This window comes from Alicycliphilus sp. T452, from assembly GCF_054512775.1.
The window spans coordinates 26166-46692 of record NZ_JBTNEH010000014.1; the positions used below are offsets into that span (position 1 = coordinate 26166).

At 70.4% G+C, this 20527-nt stretch carries 20 protein-coding genes; 7 read left to right on the forward strand and 13 right to left on the reverse strand.

The features are described from left to right. The first annotated feature begins 56 nt into the window (after nt 1–56). Nucleotides 57–998 (forward strand): ATP-binding cassette domain-containing protein, encoded by a 942-nt coding sequence (locus tag ACX12L_RS13470; RefSeq protein WP_459263056.1) that lies wholly within the window; start codon nt 57–59, stop codon nt 996–998. A 1-nt stretch (nt 999) separates the two neighbouring features. Further along, on the forward strand, nt 1000–1818 hold the full coding sequence (locus ACX12L_RS13475; protein WP_459263057.1) for an ABC transporter permease: 819 nt from the start codon (nt 1000–1002) through the stop codon (nt 1816–1818). 27 nt (nt 1819–1845) lie between these two features. Here ACX12L_RS13475 and ACX12L_RS13480 read toward each other — a convergent pair whose 3' ends face one another. Beyond that, nucleotides 1846–3441 (reverse strand): GMC family oxidoreductase, encoded by a 1596-nt coding sequence (locus ACX12L_RS13480; protein WP_459263058.1) that lies wholly within the window; start codon nt 3439–3441, stop codon nt 1846–1848. 115 nt (nt 3442–3556) lie between these two features. On the opposite strand from ACX12L_RS13480, the gene ACX12L_RS13485 reads away from it, so the two are divergent. Further along, the gene (locus ACX12L_RS13485) at nt 3557–4405 is read left to right on the forward strand and encodes a 3-hydroxybutyryl-CoA dehydrogenase (protein WP_459263059.1); all 849 of its coding nucleotides are present in this window, start codon (nt 3557–3559) and stop codon (nt 4403–4405) included. Between the two features lie 49 nt (nt 4406–4454). On the opposite strand, the gene ACX12L_RS13490 is transcribed toward ACX12L_RS13485, so the two are convergent. From ACX12L_RS13490 to ACX12L_RS13500, 3 genes are read right to left on the reverse strand one after another with little or no spacing between them, the layout of a single operon-like run. After that, complete coding sequence (locus ACX12L_RS13490) at nt 4455–5450, reverse strand: Bug family tripartite tricarboxylate transporter substrate binding protein (RefSeq protein ID WP_459263060.1); 996 nt, start codon at nt 5448–5450, stop codon at nt 4455–4457. A 48-nt stretch (nt 5451–5498) separates the two neighbouring features. Beyond that, on the reverse strand, nt 5499–5978 hold the full coding sequence (locus tag ACX12L_RS13495; RefSeq protein WP_236598301.1) for a MaoC family dehydratase: 480 nt from the start codon (nt 5976–5978) through the stop codon (nt 5499–5501). 15 nt (nt 5979–5993) lie between these two features. Continuing rightward, complete coding sequence (locus ACX12L_RS13500) at nt 5994–7190, reverse strand: CaiB/BaiF CoA transferase family protein (RefSeq protein ID WP_459263061.1); 1197 nt, start codon at nt 7188–7190, stop codon at nt 5994–5996. Nucleotides 7191–7422: 232 nt separating this feature from the next. On the opposite strand from ACX12L_RS13500, the gene ACX12L_RS13505 reads away from it, so the two are divergent. The 4 genes from ACX12L_RS13505 (at nt 7423) to ACX12L_RS13520 (ending at nt 10921) form a co-directional block, all read left to right on the forward strand. After that, complete coding sequence (locus tag ACX12L_RS13505) at nt 7423–8181, forward strand: metallophosphoesterase family protein (RefSeq protein ID WP_459263062.1); 759 nt, start codon at nt 7423–7425, stop codon at nt 8179–8181. 3 nt (nt 8182–8184) lie between these two features. After that, a complete protein-coding gene (locus ACX12L_RS13510; protein WP_459263063.1) occupies nt 8185–9633 on the forward strand; it encodes a protein kinase domain-containing protein in 1449 nt (482 codons plus the stop codon). Nucleotides 9634–9762: 129 nt separating this feature from the next. Continuing rightward, the gene (locus tag ACX12L_RS13515; protein WP_459263064.1) at nt 9763–9900 is read left to right on the forward strand and encodes a hypothetical protein; all 138 of its coding nucleotides are present in this window, start codon (nt 9763–9765) and stop codon (nt 9898–9900) included. Continuing rightward, nucleotides 9890–10921: a serine/threonine protein kinase gene (locus ACX12L_RS13520; RefSeq protein WP_459263065.1), complete on the forward strand. Its 1032-nt coding sequence runs from the start codon at nt 9890–9892 to the stop codon at nt 10919–10921. Before ACX12L_RS13515 ends, ACX12L_RS13520 begins: the two co-directional genes overlap by 11 nt. Nucleotide 10922: 1 nt before the next feature. Here ACX12L_RS13520 and ACX12L_RS13525 read toward each other — a convergent pair whose 3' ends face one another. The 9 genes from ACX12L_RS13525 to ACX12L_RS13565 form a co-directional block, all read right to left on the reverse strand. Next, on the reverse strand, nt 10923–11525 hold the full coding sequence (locus ACX12L_RS13525) for an exosortase H-associated membrane protein (RefSeq protein WP_459263066.1): 603 nt from the start codon (nt 11523–11525) through the stop codon (nt 10923–10925). A 73-nt stretch (nt 11526–11598) separates the two neighbouring features. Next, nucleotides 11599–12198: an exosortase H gene (xrtH, locus tag ACX12L_RS13530; protein WP_459263067.1), complete on the reverse strand. Its 600-nt coding sequence runs from the start codon at nt 12196–12198 to the stop codon at nt 11599–11601. A 76-nt stretch (nt 12199–12274) separates the two neighbouring features. After that, nucleotides 12275–13258: a Bug family tripartite tricarboxylate transporter substrate binding protein gene (locus ACX12L_RS13535; protein WP_459263068.1), complete on the reverse strand. Its 984-nt coding sequence runs from the start codon at nt 13256–13258 to the stop codon at nt 12275–12277. Nucleotides 13259–13351: 93 nt separating this feature from the next. After that, nucleotides 13352–13837: a hypothetical protein gene (locus ACX12L_RS13540; protein ID WP_459263069.1), complete on the reverse strand. Its 486-nt coding sequence runs from the start codon at nt 13835–13837 to the stop codon at nt 13352–13354. 32 nt (nt 13838–13869) lie between these two features. Next, entirely contained in the window at nt 13870–15831 is a 1962-nt protein-coding gene (gene htpG, locus ACX12L_RS13545; protein WP_459263070.1) for a molecular chaperone HtpG, read from the reverse strand. Between the two features lie 116 nt (nt 15832–15947). Next, the gene (locus ACX12L_RS13550; RefSeq protein ID WP_459263071.1) at nt 15948–16868 is read right to left on the reverse strand and encodes a pseudouridine synthase; all 921 of its coding nucleotides are present in this window, start codon (nt 16866–16868) and stop codon (nt 15948–15950) included. A 28-nt stretch (nt 16869–16896) separates the two neighbouring features. Then, the gene (locus ACX12L_RS13555; protein ID WP_459263072.1) at nt 16897–17676 is read right to left on the reverse strand and encodes a Crp/Fnr family transcriptional regulator; all 780 of its coding nucleotides are present in this window, start codon (nt 17674–17676) and stop codon (nt 16897–16899) included. A 378-nt stretch (nt 17677–18054) separates the two neighbouring features. Further along, a complete protein-coding gene (locus ACX12L_RS13560; protein ID WP_459263073.1) occupies nt 18055–18777 on the reverse strand; it encodes a general secretion pathway protein GspB in 723 nt (240 codons plus the stop codon). Between the two features lie 4 nt (nt 18778–18781). Further along, the gene (locus ACX12L_RS13565; protein ID WP_459263074.1) at nt 18782–20473 is read right to left on the reverse strand and encodes an ExeA family protein; all 1692 of its coding nucleotides are present in this window, start codon (nt 20471–20473) and stop codon (nt 18782–18784) included. Nucleotides 20474–20527: the final 54 nt, after the last annotated feature.

Sequence of the window (20527 nt, forward strand, 5' to 3'; positions counted from 1 at the left end):
AAGCGGCTTTTTTGTTGCCAAAACCCGAATCGACCGCTTTCCCCCACAATCGCCGCATGAACGTGCTCTTCGAAGCCCAGGACCTGCGCAAGCGCTACGGCGACGCCACCGTGGTGGACGGCGTGTCCTTCGCCATCGCGCCCGGCGAATGCCTGGGCGTGATAGGCCCCAACGGCGCCGGCAAGACCACCACCATCCGCATGTGCCTGGGCCTGACCGCGCCCGACGCGGGCAGCGTGCGCTTTTACCCGGGCGGCGGCGGCGCGCCGCTGTCCATGCCGCGCGACGCGCTGGCCATCAAGGCGCAGCTGGGCGTGGTCGCGCAGTTCGACAGCCTGGACCCGGACTTCAGCTGCGCCGAGAACCTGCGCGTGTTCGGGCGCTACTTCGGCATCAAGGGCGCGGCCATGGACGCGCGCATCGGCCCGCTGCTCGAATTCGCCGCGCTCACCTCCAAGGCCGGCGCGCGCCCGGGCGAGCTCTCGGGCGGCATGCGCCGGCGCCTGTCGCTGGCGCGCGCGCTGGTGGGCGACCCGCGCCTGCTGCTGCTCGACGAGCCCACCACGGGCCTGGACCCGCAGGCGCGCCACCTGATGTGGGAGCGGCTGCAGCGCCTGCTGCAGCAGGGCAAGTCCATCCTGCTGACCACGCACTTCATGGACGAGGCCGAGCGCCTGTGCTCGCGCCTGCTGGTGCTGGACCATGGCCGCAAGATCGCCGAGGGCCGGCCGCGCGAGCTGATCGCCGAGCACCTGGAGAGCGACGTGGTCGAGGCCTACGGCAACGGCGCGCTGACGCTGGCCCATGACGCGCAACTGCGCCCGCTGGCCCGGCGCATCGAGGTCAGCGGCGAGACCGTCTTCTTCTACACCCAGGACGCGCGCCCGCTGCTGCAGGCCCTGGCCGGCCACGGCCACCTGCGCACCCTGCACCGGCCGGCCAACCTGGAGGACCTGTTCCTCAAGCTCACCGGCCGCCAGATCCGCGAGGACGCCTGACATGGCCCCCATGACCGACCCCAGCATCTGGCGCGCGCCCGACCTGTCGCTGCGCTGGTGGCCCGTATTCCTGCGCAACCTGCTGGTGTGGCGCAAGCTGGCCATACCCAGCCTGGTCGGCAACATCGCCGAGCCGCTGATGTGGCTGGTGGCCTTCGGCTACGGCATGGGCGCGCTGGTGGGCGAAGTGCAGGTGGGCGGCGACGGCGGCGCGCGCGTGCCCTACATCCTGTTCCTGGCCAGCGGCTCGATCTGCATGAGCGCCATGAACGCGGCGAGCTTCGAGGCGCTGTACTCGGCGTTCTCGCGCATGCACGTGCAGAAGACCTGGGACGGCATCATGAACGCGCCCATCAGCCTGGACAGCGTGCTGCTGGCCGAGATGCTGTGGGCCGCGTTCAAGGCGCTGTTCACCGCCACGGCCATCCTGGGCGTGATGCTGGCGCTGGGCATCAGCCACGCGCCCAAGCTGCTCGTGGCCTGGCCCGTGCTGCTCGCCGTGGGCATCATGTTCTCCAGCATCGCGCTGATCTTCAACGCCCTGGCCCAGGGCTACGACTTCTTCACCTACTACTTCACGCTGGTGCTCACGCCCATGATGTTCCTGTCGGGCGTGTTCTTCCCGCGCGAGCAGCTGCCCACGGCCGTGCGCATCGCATCGGACTGGCTGCCGCTGACCAACGCCGTGGAGCTGGTGCGCCCGCTGTTCATGGACCAGTGGCCGGCCCACCCCCTGCGCCACGGCCTGGTGGTGGCCGTGACCACCGTGGCCGCCTACTGGGTGGCGCTGGCGCTGACGCGCAGGCGCTTTCGCGCCTGACGGGCTGCCGGCCGGCGCCGCGCGCCGTCACGCGGCCCGGCGGATCAGGTCCGCCGCGCGCTCGGCGATCATCACCGTGGGCGCATTGGTGTTGCCGCTGACGATGCGCGGCATGATGGACGCATCCACCACGCGCAGCCCCTGCAGGCCGTGCACGCGCAGCTCGCCATCCACCACGCCGAGCGGCCCCGGCCCCATGCGGCAGCTGCCCACGGGGTGGTAGATGGTGTCGGCATGCCGTCGGATGAACTGCGCGATCTGCGCCTCGGTCTGCGCCCGGGCGAGCGCCGGCACCTCGCACCCGCCGTACTGCGCCAGCGCGGGCTGCTGCAGGATGCGCCGCCCGATCTGAAAGCCCCGCACCATGCGCGCCATGTCGCCATCGTGGGCGAGGAAGTTGGGGTCGATCAGCGGCGCCTGCAGCGGGTCGCCGCTGGCCAGGCGCACGCTGCCGCGGCTTTGCGGCTGCAGCAGGCACACGTGCAGCGAGTAGCCATGGCCCAGCACGGTCTTGCGCCCATGGTCCACCAGCTTGCCGATGACGAAGTGCAGTTGCAGGTCGGGCCGGGCCTCATCGGGGCTGCTCCTGAGGAAGCCGCCCGCCTCGGCGAAGTTGGTGGTCAGCATGCCGCTGCGCTGCGCGCGCCATTGCCGGATGCCGCGCAGCAGGTTGAGCGCACCGCGCGGCGACAGCCCGAACAGGTCGGTGAGCCGCGGCGCGTCGACGACCTGCACCACGTCCGGGTGGTCGTGCAGGTTCTGGCCGACGCCCGGCAGGTGGTGCAGCACGCCGATGCCGTGGCGCTGCAGTTCGTCGGCCGGCCCCACGCCAGAGAGCATCAGCAGCTGCGGCGACAGCAGCGCCCCGGCCGACAGCAGCACCTCGCGCCGCGCCCGCACCTGCTGCAACCGTCCGCCCTGGCGGTACTCGGCGCCCACGGCGCGCCTGCCCTCGAAAAGAATGCGCGTGGCGTGCGCGCCGGTGATCACTTGCAGGTTGGGGCGCGACAGGTGCGGCGTGAGATAGGCCTTGGCCGCGCTGTAGCGCTCGCCGTTCCTGTGCGTCACCTGGTACAGGCCCACGCCCTCCTGCACGGGGCCGTTGAAGTCGTCGTTGCGCGCGTGGCCCGCCTGCACGGCCGCATCGACGAACACGGCGCTGAAGCGGTTGGGCGAGCGCAGGTCCATCACGTTCAAGGGCCCGCCCCGGCCGTGCCACGCGTTGTCCCAGCGTTCGTTGTGCTCGGCGCGCAGGAAATAGGGCAGCACGTCGCGCCAGCCCCAGCCGGGGTTGCCCGCGGCCGCCCAGTGGTCGTAATCGTCGGGGTGGCCGCGCACGTAGACCATGGCGTTGACCGAGCTGGAGCCGCCCAGCACCCTGCCGCGCGGCTGATAGCCCCGGCGCCCGCCCAGCCCGGGCTGCGCCGTGGTCTGCAGGCCCCAGTTGTACCGGCCCGTGCGCGCCATCACGGCCAGGCCCGCCGGGCAGTGGATCAGCACGCTGTCGTCGCTGCCCCCCGCCTCCAGCAGGCCCACGCGCACGGCGGGGTCCTCGCTCAGCCGGCCCGCCAGCACGCAGCCGGCCGATCCGCCACCGATCACGACATAGTCGAAGTCACGCATGCGCTGCTCCCATCCCCTCGTCGCGCGCGGCCGGTTCGGGCCATCGCGCAATTACCGATACCATCGCGGCATCGCCTGTTTTTTTGCTTCCACAACTCTTTCAAGGGACTGTTATATGACGATTACGACCGTCGGCATCATCGGCGCGGGCACCATGGGCAATGGCATCGCGCAGGCCTGCGCCGTCTCGGGCATCAACGTGGTCATGGTGGACGTCTCCGACGCCGCCGTGCAAAAGGGCGTGGCCACCGTGGCAGGCAGCCTGGACCGCCTGATCAAGAAGGACAAGATCACGGCGGCCGACAAGGATGCGGCGCTCTCGCGCATCAAGGGCTCCACCAGCTACGACGACCTGAAGACCGCGCAGATCGTGATCGAGGCCGCCACCGAGAATTACGAGCTCAAGCTCAAGATCCTCAAGCAGGTGGACGCGCTGGTGGCGCCCGAGGTCATCCTCGCCTCCAACACCTCGTCGATCTCCATCACCAAGCTGGCCGCCGCCACGGGCCGTGCCGACCGCTTCATCGGCATGCACTTCTTCAACCCCGTGCCCATGATGGCGCTGGTGGAGATCATCCGCGGCCTGCAGACCTCCGACGCCACGCACGCCGCCGTGAAGGACTTGGCCGAGCGCCTGGGCAAGACGCCCATCACCGTGAAGAACGCGCCCGGCTTCGTGGTCAACCGCATCCTGGTGCCCATGATCAACGAGGCTTTCTTCGTGCTGGCCGATGGCCTGGCCACGGCCGAGGACATCGACGCCGGCATGAAGCTGGGCTGCAACCAGCCCATCGGCCCGCTGGCCCTGGCCGACATGGTCGGCCTGGACGTGTGCCTGGCGGTGATGGACGTGTACCTGCAGGAATTCGGCGACAGCAAGTACCGCGCCTGCCCGCTGCTCAAGGAAATGGTGGCCGCCGGCCGCCTGGGCCGCAAGACCGGCCGCGGCGTGTACCAGTACTGACCATCCGGCCCGCCTCCTCCGGCCGGAGGAGGCGGGCCACGGCGTCCCTTCAATCGAGCGTGATGCCGGTCGCCTTGACGACGGATGCCCAGCGCGCCAGCTCCTTGCGCAGGTAGGCGCCATACTCGTCCACCGACGAGCCCAGCGGCTCCGCCCCCTGCACGGCGAGCTTTTCGCGCAGCCCGGGGTTCTGCAGCGCCTTGTTGATCTCGGCATTCAGGCGCTGCACCACGGGCTCGGGCGTTCCGGCGGGCACCATCACGCCCTGCCAGGCGCCGGCCTCGAAGCCCGGCATGACGGATTCCGCGAGCGTGGGCACGTCGGGGAACAGCGACATGCGCTTGGCCGTGGTGACGGCCAGCAGCTTCATGCGCTTGTCCTTCACGAAGGACATCACCGAGTTGATGGTGTCGGTCATGAACTGGATCTGGCCCGCGGCCAGGTCCACGTCGGCCGGCGCGCTGCCGCGGTAGGGCACGTGGGTGGCCTCTATGCCCTGGGCCTTGACGAACTGGTATGCGGCCAGATGGGTCACGTTGCCGTTGCCCGCCGAACCGTAGGAGAGCTTGCCCGGGTGGGCCTTGGCATAGGCCACGAAATCCTTCACGTTGCTGGCGGGCACCGCGGGGTTCACCACCAGCGCCAGGGGCACCACCGCCGTCAGCGCCACGGGCGCCAGATCGCGCAGCACGTCGTATTGCATGCTCTTGTACAAGGCCGGGCTGAGCGTGATGGACGAGGTGTTGTAGAGCACCGTATAGCCATCGGCCGGCGCCTTGCTCACGTACACGCCGCCGATGTTGCCGTTCGCCCCTGGCTTGTTGTCCACCACCACCGGCTGGCCCATCTGCTCCGAGAGCTTCTGCGCCAGCACCCGCGCCACCATGTCGGTGGGGCCGCCGGGCGGGAACGGCACCACCATGGTGATGGGCTTGGCGGGATAGGCCTGCGCATGCGCGCCGGGCGACGCCAGTACGGCCAGCGCGGCGCATGCGGCAAGCGCCAGGCAGGTGCGCCGGGGCGCACGGGGGCGTGTGGAATCCATGGTGTTGTTCAAGCGTGTCTCCTGTGTTGGGGTTGGGGTTGCTCGTGCTCAGCCACGCCCGGCCAGCAGCCGCGTGGCGGTATAGGTCATGACCTGCACCGCGTTCTGGTTGAACACGTCGATGCGCGAGGTGACCACCGCGCGCCCGCTCCTGGAGGTGGGGCGGATGTCGGTGACCTCCACCATGGCCTCGATGGTGTCGCCCACCACCACGGGGGCCAGGATCTTCTGGTGCAGCTCCAGCATGGCCAGGCCGGTGCCCTGGATCATGGTCTGCAGGATGAAGCCCTCGATCAGCGCGTAGGTCAGCGCGCCCGGCACGGGCCGCCCCGGCATGGCCGCGCCCTCGTAGCCCTCTTCGATGAAGATGGCCTCCAGCATGCCGGTCACGCCGATGAACTGAACGAGGTCGGTTTCGGTGACCGTGCGGCGGAAGGTGCGAAAGCGCTGGCCGACCTGCAGGTCCTGCCAGACGAAGCCCTGGCCCAGGCGGGGAGCGGTACGGTCCATGGTGGTCGTTGCGTGCATGTTCGAAACTCTTTCTCAGTTCTTGGGCTGCGGCGCTATGGCGGCGCCCTGGTCCACCAGGGCCTGGATCTGCGGCGCATCCAGGCCCGCCTCGGCCAGCAGGGCGCGCGTGTGCTCGCCCAGGCGCGGCGGCATGGCCACGGGCGGGCGCCGGCCATCGAAGCGCACGCCGACGCCGGGAAAGCGCACCGTGCCCATGGCGGGGTCCTGCACCTCCTCGAAGAAACCGGTGGCGGCCAGGTGCTCGTCGCTGCGCAGCTCGTCCAGGCGCGCCACGGGGGCGGCGGGAATCTCCAGCCGCTCGCAGGCGGCGAGCCAGTGCGCGGTCGTCTGCCGCACGACATAGCCCGAGGCCAGCTCCAGCAGCTCTGCGATATGCGCCGTGCGCGCCGCGATGTCGGCAAAGCGCGGGTCGCCCGCATGCTGCGGCGCGCCGACCTCGGCAAAGAAGCGCTGCCAGTGCACGTCGGTGTAGGGCATCATGGCCACGAGGCCGTCCGCCGTGCGGTAGGGCCTGCGCCAGGGCGCGAGCACGCGCGGGTAGCCCGGCGCGGAGCGCGGCGGCTCGAAATGCTGGCCGTAGAAATGCTCGACCAGGTTGAAGCCCACCATGGACTCGAACATGGGCACCTCCACGAACGCGCCCTGCCCCGTGCGCTCGCGCTGCCACAGCGCCGCCAGGATGGCGTGCGCCGCCACGTGGCCGCAGGTCTTGTCGGCGGCGATGGTGGGCAGGTAGCGCGCCTCGCCGCTTTGCCGGTCCATCAGGTCCGCCAGGCCCGACATGCCCTGGATCACGTCGTCATACGCCGGGCGGCCCGCATACGGCCCGGGCAGAAAGCCCAGCAGGCTCGCGTAGACCAGCCGGGGATGGCGTGCGCGCAGGGCCTCGGGCGCAAGCCCCAGGCCTGCCAGCTTCTGCGGGCGCATGCTGTGCATGAACACGTCCGCCGTGCCTATCAGGGCCTGCAGCGCCTGCTGCGCCGCGGGCTGCTTCAGGTCCAGCGCCACGCTCTTCTTGCTGCGGTTGGAGCCCAGGAACATGGCCGCCATGCCCGGCTCCGCCGCGGGCCCGGTGTGGCGCGTCGAGTCGCCCTTGGGCGGCTCGATCTTGATGACCTCGGCGCCATAGTCGGCCAGCACCTGGCTGGCCAGCGGACCGAAGATGACGCTGGACAGATCCAGTACCCGCACCCCCTGCAAAGGCCTCATGCACAACTCTCCACCTGCTTGATAAGTGGCAGGGATTATTGGAAGCTCCCTTGCAGGCGTCCAATATTTATTAGCCCGGTTGCGATACTGGTTGGGTATCGATGCATGGCCACCCACCGCACGCATCGCTCGGCTTTTTTGCGCGGCCTGCACCCCCTCCGCGTTTTCCCTAGTCCTTACGAGCGCCCCTTGCAAGCCAACGCTCAGCTGGCGGGGCCATCATGCTGGAATCATGAAGATCGCACTGCTTTCCGACATCCATGCCAACCTGCCGGCCCTCGAAGCCTGCCTGGAACATGCCCGCGCCCACGGCGCGCGGCAATTCGCCCTGCTGGGCGACCTGGTGGGCTATGGCGCCGATCCCGGCCCGGTGCTCGACCGCGTGATGCAGCTCGTGGCCGAAGGCGCGCTGTGCGTGCGCGGCAACCATGACGCGGCCGCCATCGCCCCGCCCGCCACGGCCCAGACCCTGGGCGAGCAAAGCGCGCAATGGACCCACCCGCGGCTGAATGCGCAGCAGCTCGCCTTCCTGGCCGGCCTGCCGCTGACCGCGCGCATGGGAATGGACGCGCTGCTCGTGCACGCCAGCGCCGACGGCCCCGAGCGCTGGCACTACGTGGCCGACGGCAACGCGGCCGAACGCTCCATGGCCGCAGCCACGCAAATGGACCCGGCCATCCGCTACGTGTTCAGCGGCCATGTGCACGAGCAGGCGCTGTACTTCCTCACACCCACGGCCAAGCTGATGCGCTTCTCCCCGCAGCCGGGCGTGCCCGTGCCCGTGCCGCCGCACCGGCAATGGCTGGCCATCGTGGGCTCGTGCGGCCAGCCGCGCGATGGCGACACCCGCGCCATGTATGCGCTGTTCGACGCGGACGCAGCCGCCATCACCTTCCAGCGCGTGGCCTACGACCATATGGCGGCCGCGGCGGCGGTACGTGCCGGCGGCCTTCCGGCATTCTTTGCCGACAGGCTGGAAAAGGGCCGGTAGAGCATGAAACTACTGGAACCCGGCACCGAGATAGACGGCTTCGTGGTGCACGAGTGCATCCACGCCGGCGGCATGGCCCATATCTACCGCGTGGGCTACGCGAATGCGGCGCGCGACCCGGGCTTTCCCATGGCCATGAAGATCCCGCGCATGACGGCGGGCGACGGGGCCGAGAACATCGTGAGTTTCGAGGTCGAGCTCACCATCCTTCCCACGCTGTCGGGCCACCACGCGCCGCGCTTCGTGGCCGCGGGCGACCTGATGCGCCTGCCCTACCTGGTCATGGAATACGTGGAAGGCCAGACGCTGCAGCACTGGCTGGACCAGCATCCGCGCACGCGCACGCCCGAGGACGCGCTGCAGGACACGGCCGACATCGCCCGCATCGGCAGCGCCGTGGCCCTGGCCGCGCACAGCATCCACCAGCAGAACGTGTGCCACCTGGACCTGAAGCCCGCCAACGTGCTGCTGCGCGAAGGCGGCAGCGTGGTGCTGCTGGACTTCGGCCTGTCCTGCCATGCGCACTACCCCGACCTGCTGGCCGAGGAGATGCGCAAGGCCGTGGGCTCGCCCACCTGGATCGCGCCCGAGCAGGTCGTGGGCGTGCGCGGCGACCTGCGCAGCGACATCTTCGCCATCGGCGTCATGCTCTACGAGATGGCCACGGGCGAGCTGCCGTTCGGCGCGCCCGCCACCCAGGGCGGCATGCGCCAGCGCCTGTGGATGACGCCCGCGCCGCCGCGCCAGCACCGCCCCGACCTGCCCGAATGGCTGCAGGAGGTGATCCTGCGCTGCCTGGAACCCGAGGCCGCGCAGCGTTACCCCTCGGCCGCGCACCTCGCCTTCGACCTGGCCAACCCCGAGCAGGTGCCCATCACCGAGCGCGGGCGGCGCCTGCGCGGGCCGGGCCTGGCCGTGCATTTCAAGCGCTGGATCAAGGCCGCGGGCATGCACTACCAGCCCAGCCCGCTGCCCGCGCGCCAGATCGAGGAGGTGCCCATCCTCATGGTGGCCGTGCCGCACGACGACGTGACCGACGCCACGCTGTACTCGCTGCGCGAGGCCACGGCCCGCTCGCTGGGCATACGCCCCGGCGCGCGCCTGGCCTGCGTGACGGTGATCTCGCCCTCGGCCAGCAGCACGTCGGACAGCGCGCGCAGCGAGACCATGCTGCACCGCACCCACCTGGCGCGCCTCAAGCAATGGGCCGCGGGGCTGGACCTGTCGCGCCACAGCGCCAGCTACCACGTGCTGGAAGCCGGCGACGTGGCCCAGGCCCTGGTGCGCTACGCCGAGGGCAACCGCGTGAGCATGATGATCCTGGGCGCGGCCACGCACGGACTGCAGCTGCAGCGCTTCATAGACACCGTGCCGATCCGCGTGGCGCGCGACGCGCCATGCACGGTCATCCTGGTCAAGCAGCAGCTGCCGTTCGAGCAGCTTCACGCATGAAGCACATCGGCATCGCTGCGGCCACCGCCGAAGGCGCGGCGCTCGTCTACCGGCGGCCAGGCGATGGAAGCGGGGGCGTAAAAGCAGTAGCCGCTGCAGTTCGACCCGGCCCAGCCGGGCACGCGCACCGTGCTGGTGCGCCAGGCCTTCGACAACCACACGCGCCGCGACGGCCTGTGCTTCGGCTTCTACCTGCTGGCGGCCGCCCTGCACACGCTGTTCTGGCACCCCCGGCGGGCGGGAGACAATGCCAGGCATGACGCCTGACGCCCCTGACCATCCTTACGCCCTCCTCACGCCCGACGTGGTGCTTGACGCCCTGGCCAGCGCCGGCCTGTACGGCGACGGGTGCCTGATGGCGCTGGGCTCGTATGAAAACCGCGTGTACCAGGCCGTGCTGGAAGACGGCAGCCGCGTGGTCGCCAAGTTCTACCGGCCGGGGCGCTGGAGCGACGCGCAAATCCTGGAAGAACACGCCTTCGCGCAGGAACTGGCCGCCGCCGAGGTGCCCGTGGTGGCGCCGCTGCCGCTGCAGGGCCGCACGCTGCACCACCACGCGGGCTTCGCCTTCTCGGTCAGCCCCTGGCGCGGCGGGCGCATGCCGGAGCTCGATGATTTCGAGGTGCTGGAGTGGCTGGGACGCTACCTGGCGCGCATACACAACGTGGGCGCGGCCAAGCCTTTCGTGCACCGCCCGGCGCTTGACCTGCACGGCTTTGGCCGGCAGCCCCGCGACTGGCTGCTGGAGCGGCAGGCCATTCCCCTGGACCAGCAATCGGCCTGGCGCAGCGCCTGCGATGAAGCTCTCGAAATGATAGCATCAAGCACCCACCTATCAAGCGTAACAGGCCGATTTGGCTTGGAAAATGCCACATCCATACGCCTGCACGGCGACTGCCATCCCGGCAACGTGCTGTGGACGCCCGTGGATGACGCCGGCGCGGGCGGCCCGCATTTCGTGGACCTGGACGACGCCCGTATGGGCCCGGCCGTGCAGGACCTGTGGATGCTGCTGTCGGGCGATCGGCGCCAAAGAACCATGCAATTGGCCGCGCTGCTGGACGGCTACGAGCAGCTGCGCCCCTTCGACCGGCGCGAACTGGCGCTGATAGAGCCGCTGCGCACGCTGCGCCTGATCCACTACAGCGCCTGGCTCGCGCGGCGCTTTGGCGACCCCATCTTCCCGATCAGCTTCCCGTGGTTCGGCAGCAGCGACTACTGGCGCGGCCAGGTGGACATGCTGCGCGAGCAGATCGAAGCCATGCGCGAAGAGCCGCTGGTGGTCTGAGTCATGGTTTTTTGGCCACGAGCGCCCGCTTCCAGCCATGCACGATCACGTCGGTGAAGAACTTGCGGTCGAGCAGCAGCCACACCAGCACCGGCGCCAGCGTGGGCAGCACCAGCACGCCGACCTGGTAGCCATAGACGATGGCTTCGAGCTGCCACTGCTCCACGCGCAAGGCACGCAGGTCGAACTGCGCGGCGCCCGCCAGCTGCATCAATAGATACATCACCAGGCTGAAGGCCTGTGCCGGCAGCAGCAGCGCATAGCCCAGCAGCGCACGCGCCGCGCGCCCGGGCGCGCGCGCCACGGCCCAGGCGGCAAACAGCAAGGCATGGAAGATCGGCAGGCCGAAGGCGTAGCGGCCGGGATCGGCGTCCAGCGTGACTTCCGCCCGGCGGCCGCCCGACTGGGGCACGACGATCTCCACCGTGGTGTCCACTTCCATCTGGCCGGGCTGCTGGTGCACGCTGCGCACCCACATGGGCGCCACCTGCTCCAGGGCCGCATGGGACAGCCACCCGACGGGATAGGACAGCCAGGGCGACGCCTTGGTCCACAACAGCGTGAGCACGATCATGGCGCCGAAGGCGTACAGCGCAAAACGCACAAGGATCGAAGGGCCACGCCCGACAACGGCGGTGGGACGCGAAGACTCAGGGCTCATAAGCGTACTTTTGCGTTCAACGTGGTGACAGGTCGAGCGACGTGCTCACCTGCCCCTGGCCCTTGTCCACCCGGGGCGTGATGGGCCGCATCGGCGGCGCCGGCGGGCCATCGGGGGGCGGCGTGTCTTGTGGCGGTGCTCCCTTGGCGCCGGCACGCACCCACAGCAGCCAGACGATGAGCACGTCCAGCATGATCAAGCCCTGCCAGAGGAATTCGTGCGCGAAGTCGAACACCGACTTGTTCCACTGCCCAAGATAGAACAAGCTGATCACGCGTACCACGTTCAACGCCTGGACGGCGGCAAAACCGGCCAGCACACCCGTCAGCTTGTGGCGCCAGGTGGACGGAAACGCCATCAAGGCCGCAAACAGCACGATGCAGGCCTCGATACCATTGCAGCCGGGCTCGATGGACACGCCAAAGCCCGTGGCCGTGTTCCACAGCACCTTGCCCTGTGCCGCAGCAGTGCTGTCGAACCAGGTCACCAGCGCTGCGCAGATACGCGCCAGCAGCGCCGTCCAGGGCAGCACCAGGTGCTGCTGCACCCAGCTGAGCATGTTGATGCCAAACAGCGAGAGCTGGATGGCAAGAAACAGAAAGAAAAACCGCAGCATGGCCGGAATTATCTACAACCGGCCCGAAGAGCAGCATATGGGCAGGCCGGCCGCGCCAACACCGACCGGCCCGTCCTCACTCCGCCTTGGCGCCCGAGATCTTGACCAGCTTCTGGATCACGGGATCGACGGCGTCGAAATCCTTGCGGAACTGCGCCGCCCCGCCCGGGACGGCCTCCAGGCCGAAGACCTGGAAGCGCGCCTTCATGGCGGTGGAATGGATGATCTCCACGGCTTCCTTTTCCAGGCGCTGCACGATGGGCTTGGGCGTGCCCGCGGGCGCCAGCAGGGTGAACCAGGCCACGGTGTTGAACTCGGGGTCGGCGAAGCCTTGCTCGGCCATGGTGGCCACGTCCGGCAGTTCGGCCAGGCGCCTGGGACCGAAGATGGCGATGGGGCGCACGCGGTTGTCCTTGAGCACGCCCTGGGCCGCGGCGATCGTGCCCAGGCCCCAGGTCACCACGCCGCCGGCCAGGTCCTGGATGTGCGGCGCCTCGCTCTTGTAGGCCACGTGGGTCATCTCCAGCTTGCGCGAATCGCTCAGGTAGGCGCTCATCAGGTGGCCGGGCGAGCCCTGGCCGTAGGAGCCGTAGTTGACCTTGCCCTTGTTGGCCTGTGCCCAGGCCATGAATTCCTTCATGTTCTTCACGGGCACGTTGGCGTTGACCATCATCACCAGGCTGGTGGCGGCGAGCTGGGTGATGAACTCGAAATCCTTGCGGATGTCGTAGGGCACCTTGGCAAAGATGTGGTGCGCGTAGAACACGGGCGTGGAATAGGCCACCAGCAGCGTATAGCCATCGGGCGCGGCACGGGCCACGGCCTGGGTGCCCAGCATGCCGGAGGCGCCGGTCTTGTTGTCCACCACCACCGGCTGGCCCAGGCGCTTGCCCAACTGGTCGGCCAGCACGCGCGCCACCACGTCCGTGCCGCCGCCGGCACCGGCCGGCACCACCAGGGTGATGGGGCGGCTGGGGTAGTCCTTGGCGGCCTGCGCCTGCGCCAGCCCCACCGCGCCCAGGGCCAGGGCCATGGTGGCCAGTACGGTCTTGATCCTCATGCAGCGTCTCCCGTTCAAAAAGGAAACGATGGTGCAGGTGCGAGCGCCCCACGGCCATTGGGGGATACCTCCAGGGAGGTCCGCGCAAGACGCTCAGCAGCGCCCCTCCACCCTGCAGGCCGGGACGATCCGGCCGCTGGAATCGCGCCACTGGATCTCGCCGCCGCCGGGCGCAGGGGCCGCTGGCTGCGCGGGCGCGGAAGGCGCTTCGGCAGGGGCCGCCGCGGGCTGCCCCGGGTCGTGCAGCACGGTGGACGTGCCCACTCCTGCGCCGACGCGGGCCCCGCCCACGCCGGTGGATACGCCGACACCCGCACCGCCCAGCACCTGCCCGCGCTGGTTCACCCCGACGCCTACGCCCAGCGGCCCCGCGCCCGCGCCCACGCCGGCACTGATGCCGCCGCTACCCACCCCGACGCCCACGGATACCGGACCGACGGGGATGCCGACGCCCACGCCGGCACCCACGGACCCGCAGCCCTGCAACATGGCGGCCAGCGCCAGCGCGGCCCAGGGCAGCGCCCCGGCGGCGCGGCCCTGCCGGCCGTCACGGGTGGGGGCATTCGGCGCGGTCTTCATGTCCGGGCATCCGCGGGCGGTCCGGGGCTGCATCACACGAGCAGCGCGTTCACCCGCTTGACGTAGGCCGCGGGGTCCTCGGGCAGGCCACCCTCGGCCAGCAGCGCCTGGTCGAACAGGATGTTGGCCAGGTCGTGGAAGTGCACGCTGCCGTCGAGCTTCTTGACCAGCGGGTGCTCGGGGTTCACCTCCAGCACGGGCAGGGTCGCGGGCGCGCTCTGGCCGGCCTGCTTCAGAAGGCGCGCCAGCTGCGTGCTCATGCCGCCGTCCTGCACCACCAGGCAGGCGGGCGAATCGACCAGGCGGGTGGTCACGCGCACGTCCTCGGCCTTGTCCTTGAGCGCTTCCTTGAGCTTGGCGAGCACGGGCTTGAAGGCCTCGGCGGCCTCCTCGGCGGCCTTCTTCTCTGCCTCGTCCTGCAGCTTGCCCAGGTCCACGGCACCCTTGGCCACGGACTGCAGCGGCGTGCCGTCGAAGTCGTGCAGGTAGTTCAGCGCCCACTCGTCCACGCGGTCGGTCATGAGCAGCACCTCGATGCCCTTCTTCTTGAAGACTTCGAGCTGCGGGCTGTTCCTGGCCGCCGCCAGGGTATCGGCAGTGATGTAGTAGATGGCCTCCTGGCCGTCCTTCATGCGCGCCTTGTAGTCGGCCAGGCTGACGCTCACGGCGTCGCTGCCGGTGGAGGCGAAGCGCAACAGCTTCGCCAGGCGCTCGCGGTTGGCGAAGTCCTCGCCCAGGCCCTCCTTGAGCACGGCGCCGAACTCCGTGTAGAACTGCGTGTACTTGCCCTCCTTGGCCTTGTCCTCCTCGCTCACCACGTCGGTCACGCCCTCGGCATCGGTCGATGCCTCGTGCCTGTCGTGCCTGGCCAGGTCTTCGAGCATGGCGAGCACGCGCTTGACCGAGCCGTCGCGGATCAGGCGCACGTCGCGGCTTTCCTGCAGCAGCTCGCGGCTCACGTTGAGCGGCAGGTCGGCGGAGTCGATCACGCCCTTGACGAAGCGCAGGTAGCCGGGCATGAGCGCCTCGGCGTCGTCCATGATGAACACGCGCTTCACATACAGCTTCACGCCGGCCTTCTTGTCGCGGTTCCACAGGTCGAACGGCGCCTTGGCCGGGATGTAGAGCAGCTGCGTGTACTCGGTGTTGCCTTCGACGCGGTTGTGGCTCCAGGTGAGCGGCGCCTCGAAATCGTGCGAGATCGACTTGTAGAAGTCCTGGTACTCCTCGGCCGTGATGTCCTTCTTGGGCCGGGACCACAGGGCGCTGGCCTTGTTCACGGCCTCCCACTCGCCGGTCTTGACCATGGCGCCGGGTTCGCCCTCTTTCTCGCCCTCCTTCCATTCCTCCTTCTCCATGAGGATGGGCAGGCTGATGTGGTCGGAGTATTTGCCGATGATCTGCTTGAGCTGCCAGGCGTTCAGGTATTCCTCGGCATCGTCACGCAGGTGCAGGATGACGCTGGTGCCGCGCGCCGGACGCTCGATCGGTTCGACCTCGAAGTCGCCCGCGCCGGCGCTCGTCCAGCGCACGCCCTCGCTGGCGGGCAGGCCCGCGCGGCGGCTCTCCACGATGATCCTGTCGGCCACGATGAAGCCCGAGTAGAAGCCCACGCCGAACTGGCCGATGAGCTGGCCCTGCTCGCTGGCGGTGGCCTTCTGGTCGCCCGTGAGCCGGCTCATGAAGTCCTTGGTGCCGCTCTTGGCGATGGTGCCCAGGTGGTCTATGGCCTCCTGCGCGCTCATGCCTATGCCGTTGTCGGCAATGGTGATGGTGCGCGCCGCCTTGTCGAAGGACACGCGCACCTCCAGGTTGGGCTGGTCTTCGTAGAGGGCGGCGTCGTTCAGCGCCTCGAAGCGCAGCTTGTCGCAGGCGTCGGAGGCGTTGGAGACCAGCTCGCGCAGGAAGATTTCCTTGTTCGAGTACAGCGAGTGCGTGACCAGGTGCAGCAGTTGCGCGACTTCGGCCTGGAACGAATGGGTGTGCTTGCTCATGGGTGTTGTGCGAATCGAAAGGGAAGGTTCGGTGTGCAAAGTTTCCGGCGCGGCCGGAACGCCCACGCAATTGGGGGCGAAATGCCGGGCTTCAAGGTCAGAACATGTTTACGTTCTCAGAACCGCTCGCCCGGCGCCAGGTAGCGCCACTGGCCCACGGGCAGGTTGCCCAGCAGCACGCGGCCGATGCGGATGCGCTTCAAGCCCACCACCTTCAGGCCCACGAGCTCGCACATGCGGCGGATCTGGCGCTTCTTGCCCTCGCGCAGCACGAAGCGCAGCTGCTCGGGGTTCTGCCAGTCCACCAGGGCGGGCCTGAGCGGCTGGCCGTCCAGGAGCAGGCCGTGGCCCAGCAGCGCCAGCTTGTCGGCCGGGAACACGGCGCGCACGTCCTGCGTGCGTTCGCCGTACTGCACGCGCACCAGGTATTCCTTGTCCACCGCCGAGTCCTCGCCGATGAGCTGGCGCGCCACGCGCCCGTCCTGCGTGAGCACCAGCAGGCCCACGGAATCGATGTCCAGCCGCCCGCAGGGCGCCAGGCCCTTGAGCTGCGCGGGCGCGAAGCGCGTGCGGCTCGCGTCGCCCTGCCAGTGCGAGCGCGCGTTGATCAGGGCCACGGCCGGGGTGTGCCCGTCCTCGGCCTGGCCGCTCACATAGCCCATGGGCTTGTGCAGCAGGATGGTGACCTGCTGGCTCTGGCGGCCCTGGGCGGCGCGGTCCACCTCGATGCGGTCCTGCGGCCCGACCTGCAGGCCCATGACCGCCACCTGGCCGTTGACGCGCACCCAGCCCTGGGCGATCCAGTCGTCGGCCTCGCGGCGCGAGCACAGGCCCAGGTCGGCCATGCGCTTGTTCAGGCGCATGCGCCCATCGGCCGCGGCGGGAGGCCGGGCCACGGGAGCACGCGCCGGCGCCGGGCGCGCCGCGGGGGGCGCCTTGGCGGCCGGGTCGGGACGGCGCAGCACCAGGCGCGTGCGCGGCGCGGCGCTGGAGGTCGGTGTGGCGGGCGGACGATTGCGGGAGGGCGTATCGGGCATGGCGCTATTGTCGCGCCCGGCGCGCCGCTCAGGGCGCAGGATGGGCCGCGCCCGGCGCCGCCCTGCGGCGCGTCCGCCCGCCCTCGTCGCCATCGGTGCGCGCGAACGGATTGCCGCGCAGCGCCTGCAGGTCGAGCACGCGCAGGCCGCCGTATTCCACGCGGATCGCGCCCTGCGCCTCCAGGAAGGCCAGGGCCTCGTTCACGCGCTGGCGCGACAGGCCGACCAGGTAGGCCAGTTCCTGCTGGGTGATGCGCAGCACCTGGCCCACGCCGGGGTAGAGCACCGGGTTGAACAGGGCCGCCAGGCTGCGCGCCACGCGCACGTCGGGACTGCCCAGGCGGTCGATCTCGCGCGCCGCGATGAACTGGCCCAGGCGCTCGTTGAGCTGGTTCATGACGAAGCGGTTGAAGCCGATGGAGTGGTCCAGCAGCCAGTGGAAGGTGTCCAGGGGCAGGCCCGCCACCACGCTCTTGCGCAGCGCCTGGATGTTGTAGCGGTAGGGTTCGCGCTTGATGGTCGTGCCCTCGCCGAACCAGCCGCCCGGGGGCACGCCTGTGAAGGTGGTCGTGCCGCCCTGGGCATTGTCGGTGCTCATCTTGAGCAGCCCTTCGACCACGCCGAACCAATAGGTCACGGGCCGGCCCACGCGGCACACATAGTCGCCCGCCTGGGCATCGCCCACCACCAGCGCCGCCACGGCGCGCTCGCGCTCGGCCGGCTGCAGCAGGCCCAGCCAGGGAATGCCGCCGAGCTCATGCGCATGGGGCCGGCGGCGCCGTTGGTGCAGTGACGCGTCTTGGCTCATGCGCGCCAGAGCGTGTTATGCACTTTTACGTGCCCGCGAAAGCCGGGGAAAGGCCCGGCAACCAGACGCAGGACGCGCCGCGGCTGGATACCGCGGGCGGCCTGCAACGACGTGGCCGGGCCTTTCCCCGGCTTTTCCGAAGGACTGGGCCAGAACGCCGGCGGGAGCATGGCTGCGGTCCGCGCCCTGCGATCACCGGCCTTCTGGCCCAACGTGGGTACATAAAAGTGCATAACACGCTCTAGCATGGCGCGAAACCGTCCCGGCCGGGCAGCGGGAATACCACGATCGGCGCCGGGCCTCTCAAGAAAATACTATCTATTCAATAGCGCACCGCGGTTGATGGGAGAGCGCTCAAGCCACATTTTTCTTGAAAACCTACTGCTTGGGCAGCGCATAGCGGTAGCCGCGAAACGCCCAGACCGTGCGGCCTGGCTCGATGCGCTCGAGCACCAGCCCCGGCGCGGCCTGGTCGCCCTCGTGCAGCACCTGGCCGTTGACGATGACCATGCGGTACAGCGGGTTGGAGGAGTAGGTCACGCCCGCCAGCTGCAGCGTGGGCAGCTGTTCGCGCACGGCCGGCGGCAGGTCGGCCTGGGCGAACACCGGCGCGGCCGGCGCCTCGGCCGGCTTCGGCGGCGCGGGCTGCGCGCTGCGTGGGGGCGGGGTCTTCGCCGCGGGGGCGGGGCTGGCGTCGGCGGCGCGGTGCCCCGCACGCGCGCGCCGCACCGGCGCGGGCTCGGGAGGGCGCGGCGGCTCGGCCTGGGGCACCGATGCGGGCGCGGCGGCAGGCGCTGCTGGCGCGGCCTGCGCGACGGCCGGCGGCGCGGAAGGCGCCACGGCGGCGACAGGTGCGGGCAGCGCGGCCACCGTCGCCGTCGCCGACGCCGGTGCGGGCGGCGTGCGCCACAGCCACCAGGCGCCGCCCGCCAGGCCGGCGCCCAGCGCCAGCGCGAGCAGCGCCCTCAGCATGCCGCGCACCGGGCCCGCATCGGCCGCGGGCAGGCCGGCCGCGGGCGTGGTGGGCGTGTGCAGGCCCGGCACGCTGCCGCGGCCGCGCTCGGCCTGCGCACGCCGCAGGGCATCGAGAATGTAGGACATGGGTTCAGGCTCCGCCGCGCAGGCGCGGCTCTTGCACGCCGGCGGCGCGGTTGAGCAACATCAGGGTCAAGGGGCCGGCCTGGCCATCGGGCGTGAGGCCCTGGTCGAGCTGGAACTGGTGCACGCGCACGCGCCGCACCTCGGGCGATACGCCGCGCGATCCGGCCGGCGCGACGCCGGCCAGCGCCAGCTGCCGGTCCAGCCAGGCGGCACCGGCGGCCGTGGCGGCCGCGTCGTCGCCGGCGGGCAGGTTGGCGGGTGCCTTCCACAGCGTGGCGATCTCGCCATGCCACAGCGGCGCCAGCTCGGTCACCGGCACCTGCAGCGTGGCGCCGTCCATGCCCTGCAGCGTGGCCATGGCGCCGTCGAGCCGGCGCAGCACGGCGCTCACGCCGCGCGCACCCTGCTGCGCATCGGCCGGCTGCAGCGTCAGCAGCGCCGGCCGGTCCAGCAGGCGCAGCAGGTTCAGGCTGGCGCGGCGGCTGCGCCAGCAGCGCAGCCCCTCGGGCGCCAGCACGGCGCAAGGGTCTGCCGCGTCCGCCGGCAGGCTGGCCTGCCATGCCTGCGCTAGCAGCTGCCAGGCCGGCGCCGCGTCCGCCGCAGGCTGCGCGGACAGGAAGCGTTCCAGCGTCAGGGGCGCCGCGGCCTGCGGGGCGGATGCCTCGGACGCCGCCGGTGCCGCGGCCGCTGCGGCCGGCTCCGCCAAGACCTGCGGCGCCTGCGCCGTGGCCGCGGGGCGCCCGGCCACGGCGGCCGGCGGCGGCCACCAGCCCATGGCCCAGCCCAGCCCGGCCACGGCGGCCGCGCCCAGCAGCCCCCCCGCGCCGGCGGCCCACCAGCGCATGCGCGCACCGGCGGGCTGCGCGCCGGCGGCGTTCGCGTCGAACACCTCGCGCGCGGCCTTGCGCACCATGGCGTCGCCGACCTCGCGCACGCCCGCGGCGTAGGCCCCGAGCAGCGCGCGGTCGCACAGCAGGTTGATGCGCCGCGGCACGCCCCCCGCCAGCGCATGCACGCGCGCCAGCGCGCGGCGCTGGAACGGCGGCGCCCCCCGCAGCCCGGCCACGGCCAGGCGGTGGGCGATGTACTGGCGCGTTTCCTCCGGGCCCAGCGCCTGCAGGTGGTAGCGCGCGATGACGCGCTGCGCGAGCTGCTCCAGCTCGGGGCGGGCGACCATGGCGCGCAGCTCGGGCTGGCCGATCAGGATGATCTGCAGGAGCTTGCGCTCGCTGGTCTCCAGGTTGGTGAGCAGGCGCAGCTGCTCCAGCACGTCGGGCGCCAGGTTCTGCGCCTCGTCGATGATGAGCACGTTGTTGCGCCCGGCGGCGTGCTGCCGCAGCAGGAATTCGTTGAGCGGGTCCAGGCAGTCCTTCACGGTCTCGGCGCCGGGCACCGCGGGCCGGTGGGCCACGCCGAACTCGTCGCAGATGGAGCGCAGCAGCTCGGGCACCGTGAGCTTGGGATTGAAGATGTAGGCCACGTTGCAGTGCGCCGGGATCTGCTCCAGGAAGCAGCGGCACACGGTGGTCTTGCCGGTGCCGATCTCGCCCGTGAGCAGCACGAAGCCGCCGCCCGCATCCAGCCCGTAGAGCAGATGCGCCAGCGCCTCGCGGTGCCGCTCGCTCATGAACAGATAGCGCGGGTCGGGTGCGATGGAGAACGGCGCATGTGCGAGGCCGAAGAACGCTGCGTACATGGGGGCGAGGATACAACCCCCCCGGCACGCCGGTGCAGGCAGGCCGGGAGACGC

What these genes read in the sequence shown, in the direction of transcription:
- ACX12L_RS13470 (WP_459263056.1), top strand. Translation starts at nt 57, where the DNA reads ATGAACGTGCTCTTCGAAGCCCAGGACCTGCGCAAGCGCTACGGCGAC.
- ACX12L_RS13475 (WP_459263057.1), top strand. Translation starts at nt 1,000, where the DNA reads ATGGCCCCCATGACCGACCCCAGCATCTGGCGCGCGCCCGACCTGTCG.
- ACX12L_RS13480 (WP_459263058.1), bottom strand. Translation starts at nt 3,441, where the DNA reads ATGCGTGACTTCGACTATGTCGTGATCGGTGGCGGATCGGCCGGCTGC.
- ACX12L_RS13485 (WP_459263059.1), top strand. Translation starts at nt 3,557, where the DNA reads ATGACGATTACGACCGTCGGCATCATCGGCGCGGGCACCATGGGCAAT.
- ACX12L_RS13490 (WP_459263060.1), bottom strand. Translation starts at nt 5,450, where the DNA reads ATGGATTCCACACGCCCCCGTGCGCCCCGGCGCACCTGCCTGGCGCTT.
- ACX12L_RS13495 (WP_236598301.1), bottom strand. Translation starts at nt 5,978, where the DNA reads ATGCACGCAACGACCACCATGGACCGTACCGCTCCCCGCCTGGGCCAG.
- ACX12L_RS13500 (WP_459263061.1), bottom strand. Translation starts at nt 7,190, where the DNA reads ATGAGGCCTTTGCAGGGGGTGCGGGTACTGGATCTGTCCAGCGTCATC.
- ACX12L_RS13505 (WP_459263062.1), top strand. Translation starts at nt 7,423, where the DNA reads ATGAAGATCGCACTGCTTTCCGACATCCATGCCAACCTGCCGGCCCTC.
- ACX12L_RS13510 (WP_459263063.1), top strand. Translation starts at nt 8,185, where the DNA reads ATGAAACTACTGGAACCCGGCACCGAGATAGACGGCTTCGTGGTGCAC.
- ACX12L_RS13520 (WP_459263065.1), top strand. Translation starts at nt 9,890, where the DNA reads ATGACGCCTGACGCCCCTGACCATCCTTACGCCCTCCTCACGCCCGAC.
- xrtH (WP_459263067.1), bottom strand. Translation starts at nt 12,198, where the DNA reads ATGCTGCGGTTTTTCTTTCTGTTTCTTGCCATCCAGCTCTCGCTGTTT.
- ACX12L_RS13535 (WP_459263068.1), bottom strand. Translation starts at nt 13,258, where the DNA reads ATGAGGATCAAGACCGTACTGGCCACCATGGCCCTGGCCCTGGGCGCG.
- ACX12L_RS13540 (WP_459263069.1), bottom strand. Translation starts at nt 13,837, where the DNA reads ATGAAGACCGCGCCGAATGCCCCCACCCGTGACGGCCGGCAGGGCCGC.
- htpG (WP_459263070.1), bottom strand. Translation starts at nt 15,831, where the DNA reads ATGAGCAAGCACACCCATTCGTTCCAGGCCGAAGTCGCGCAACTGCTG.
- ACX12L_RS13550 (WP_459263071.1), bottom strand. Translation starts at nt 16,868, where the DNA reads ATGCCCGATACGCCCTCCCGCAATCGTCCGCCCGCCACACCGACCTCC.
- ACX12L_RS13555 (WP_459263072.1), bottom strand. Translation starts at nt 17,676, where the DNA reads ATGAGCCAAGACGCGTCACTGCACCAACGGCGCCGCCGGCCCCATGCG.
- ACX12L_RS13560 (WP_459263073.1), bottom strand. Translation starts at nt 18,777, where the DNA reads ATGTCCTACATTCTCGATGCCCTGCGGCGTGCGCAGGCCGAGCGCGGC.
- ACX12L_RS13565 (WP_459263074.1), bottom strand. Translation starts at nt 20,473, where the DNA reads ATGTACGCAGCGTTCTTCGGCCTCGCACATGCGCCGTTCTCCATCGCA.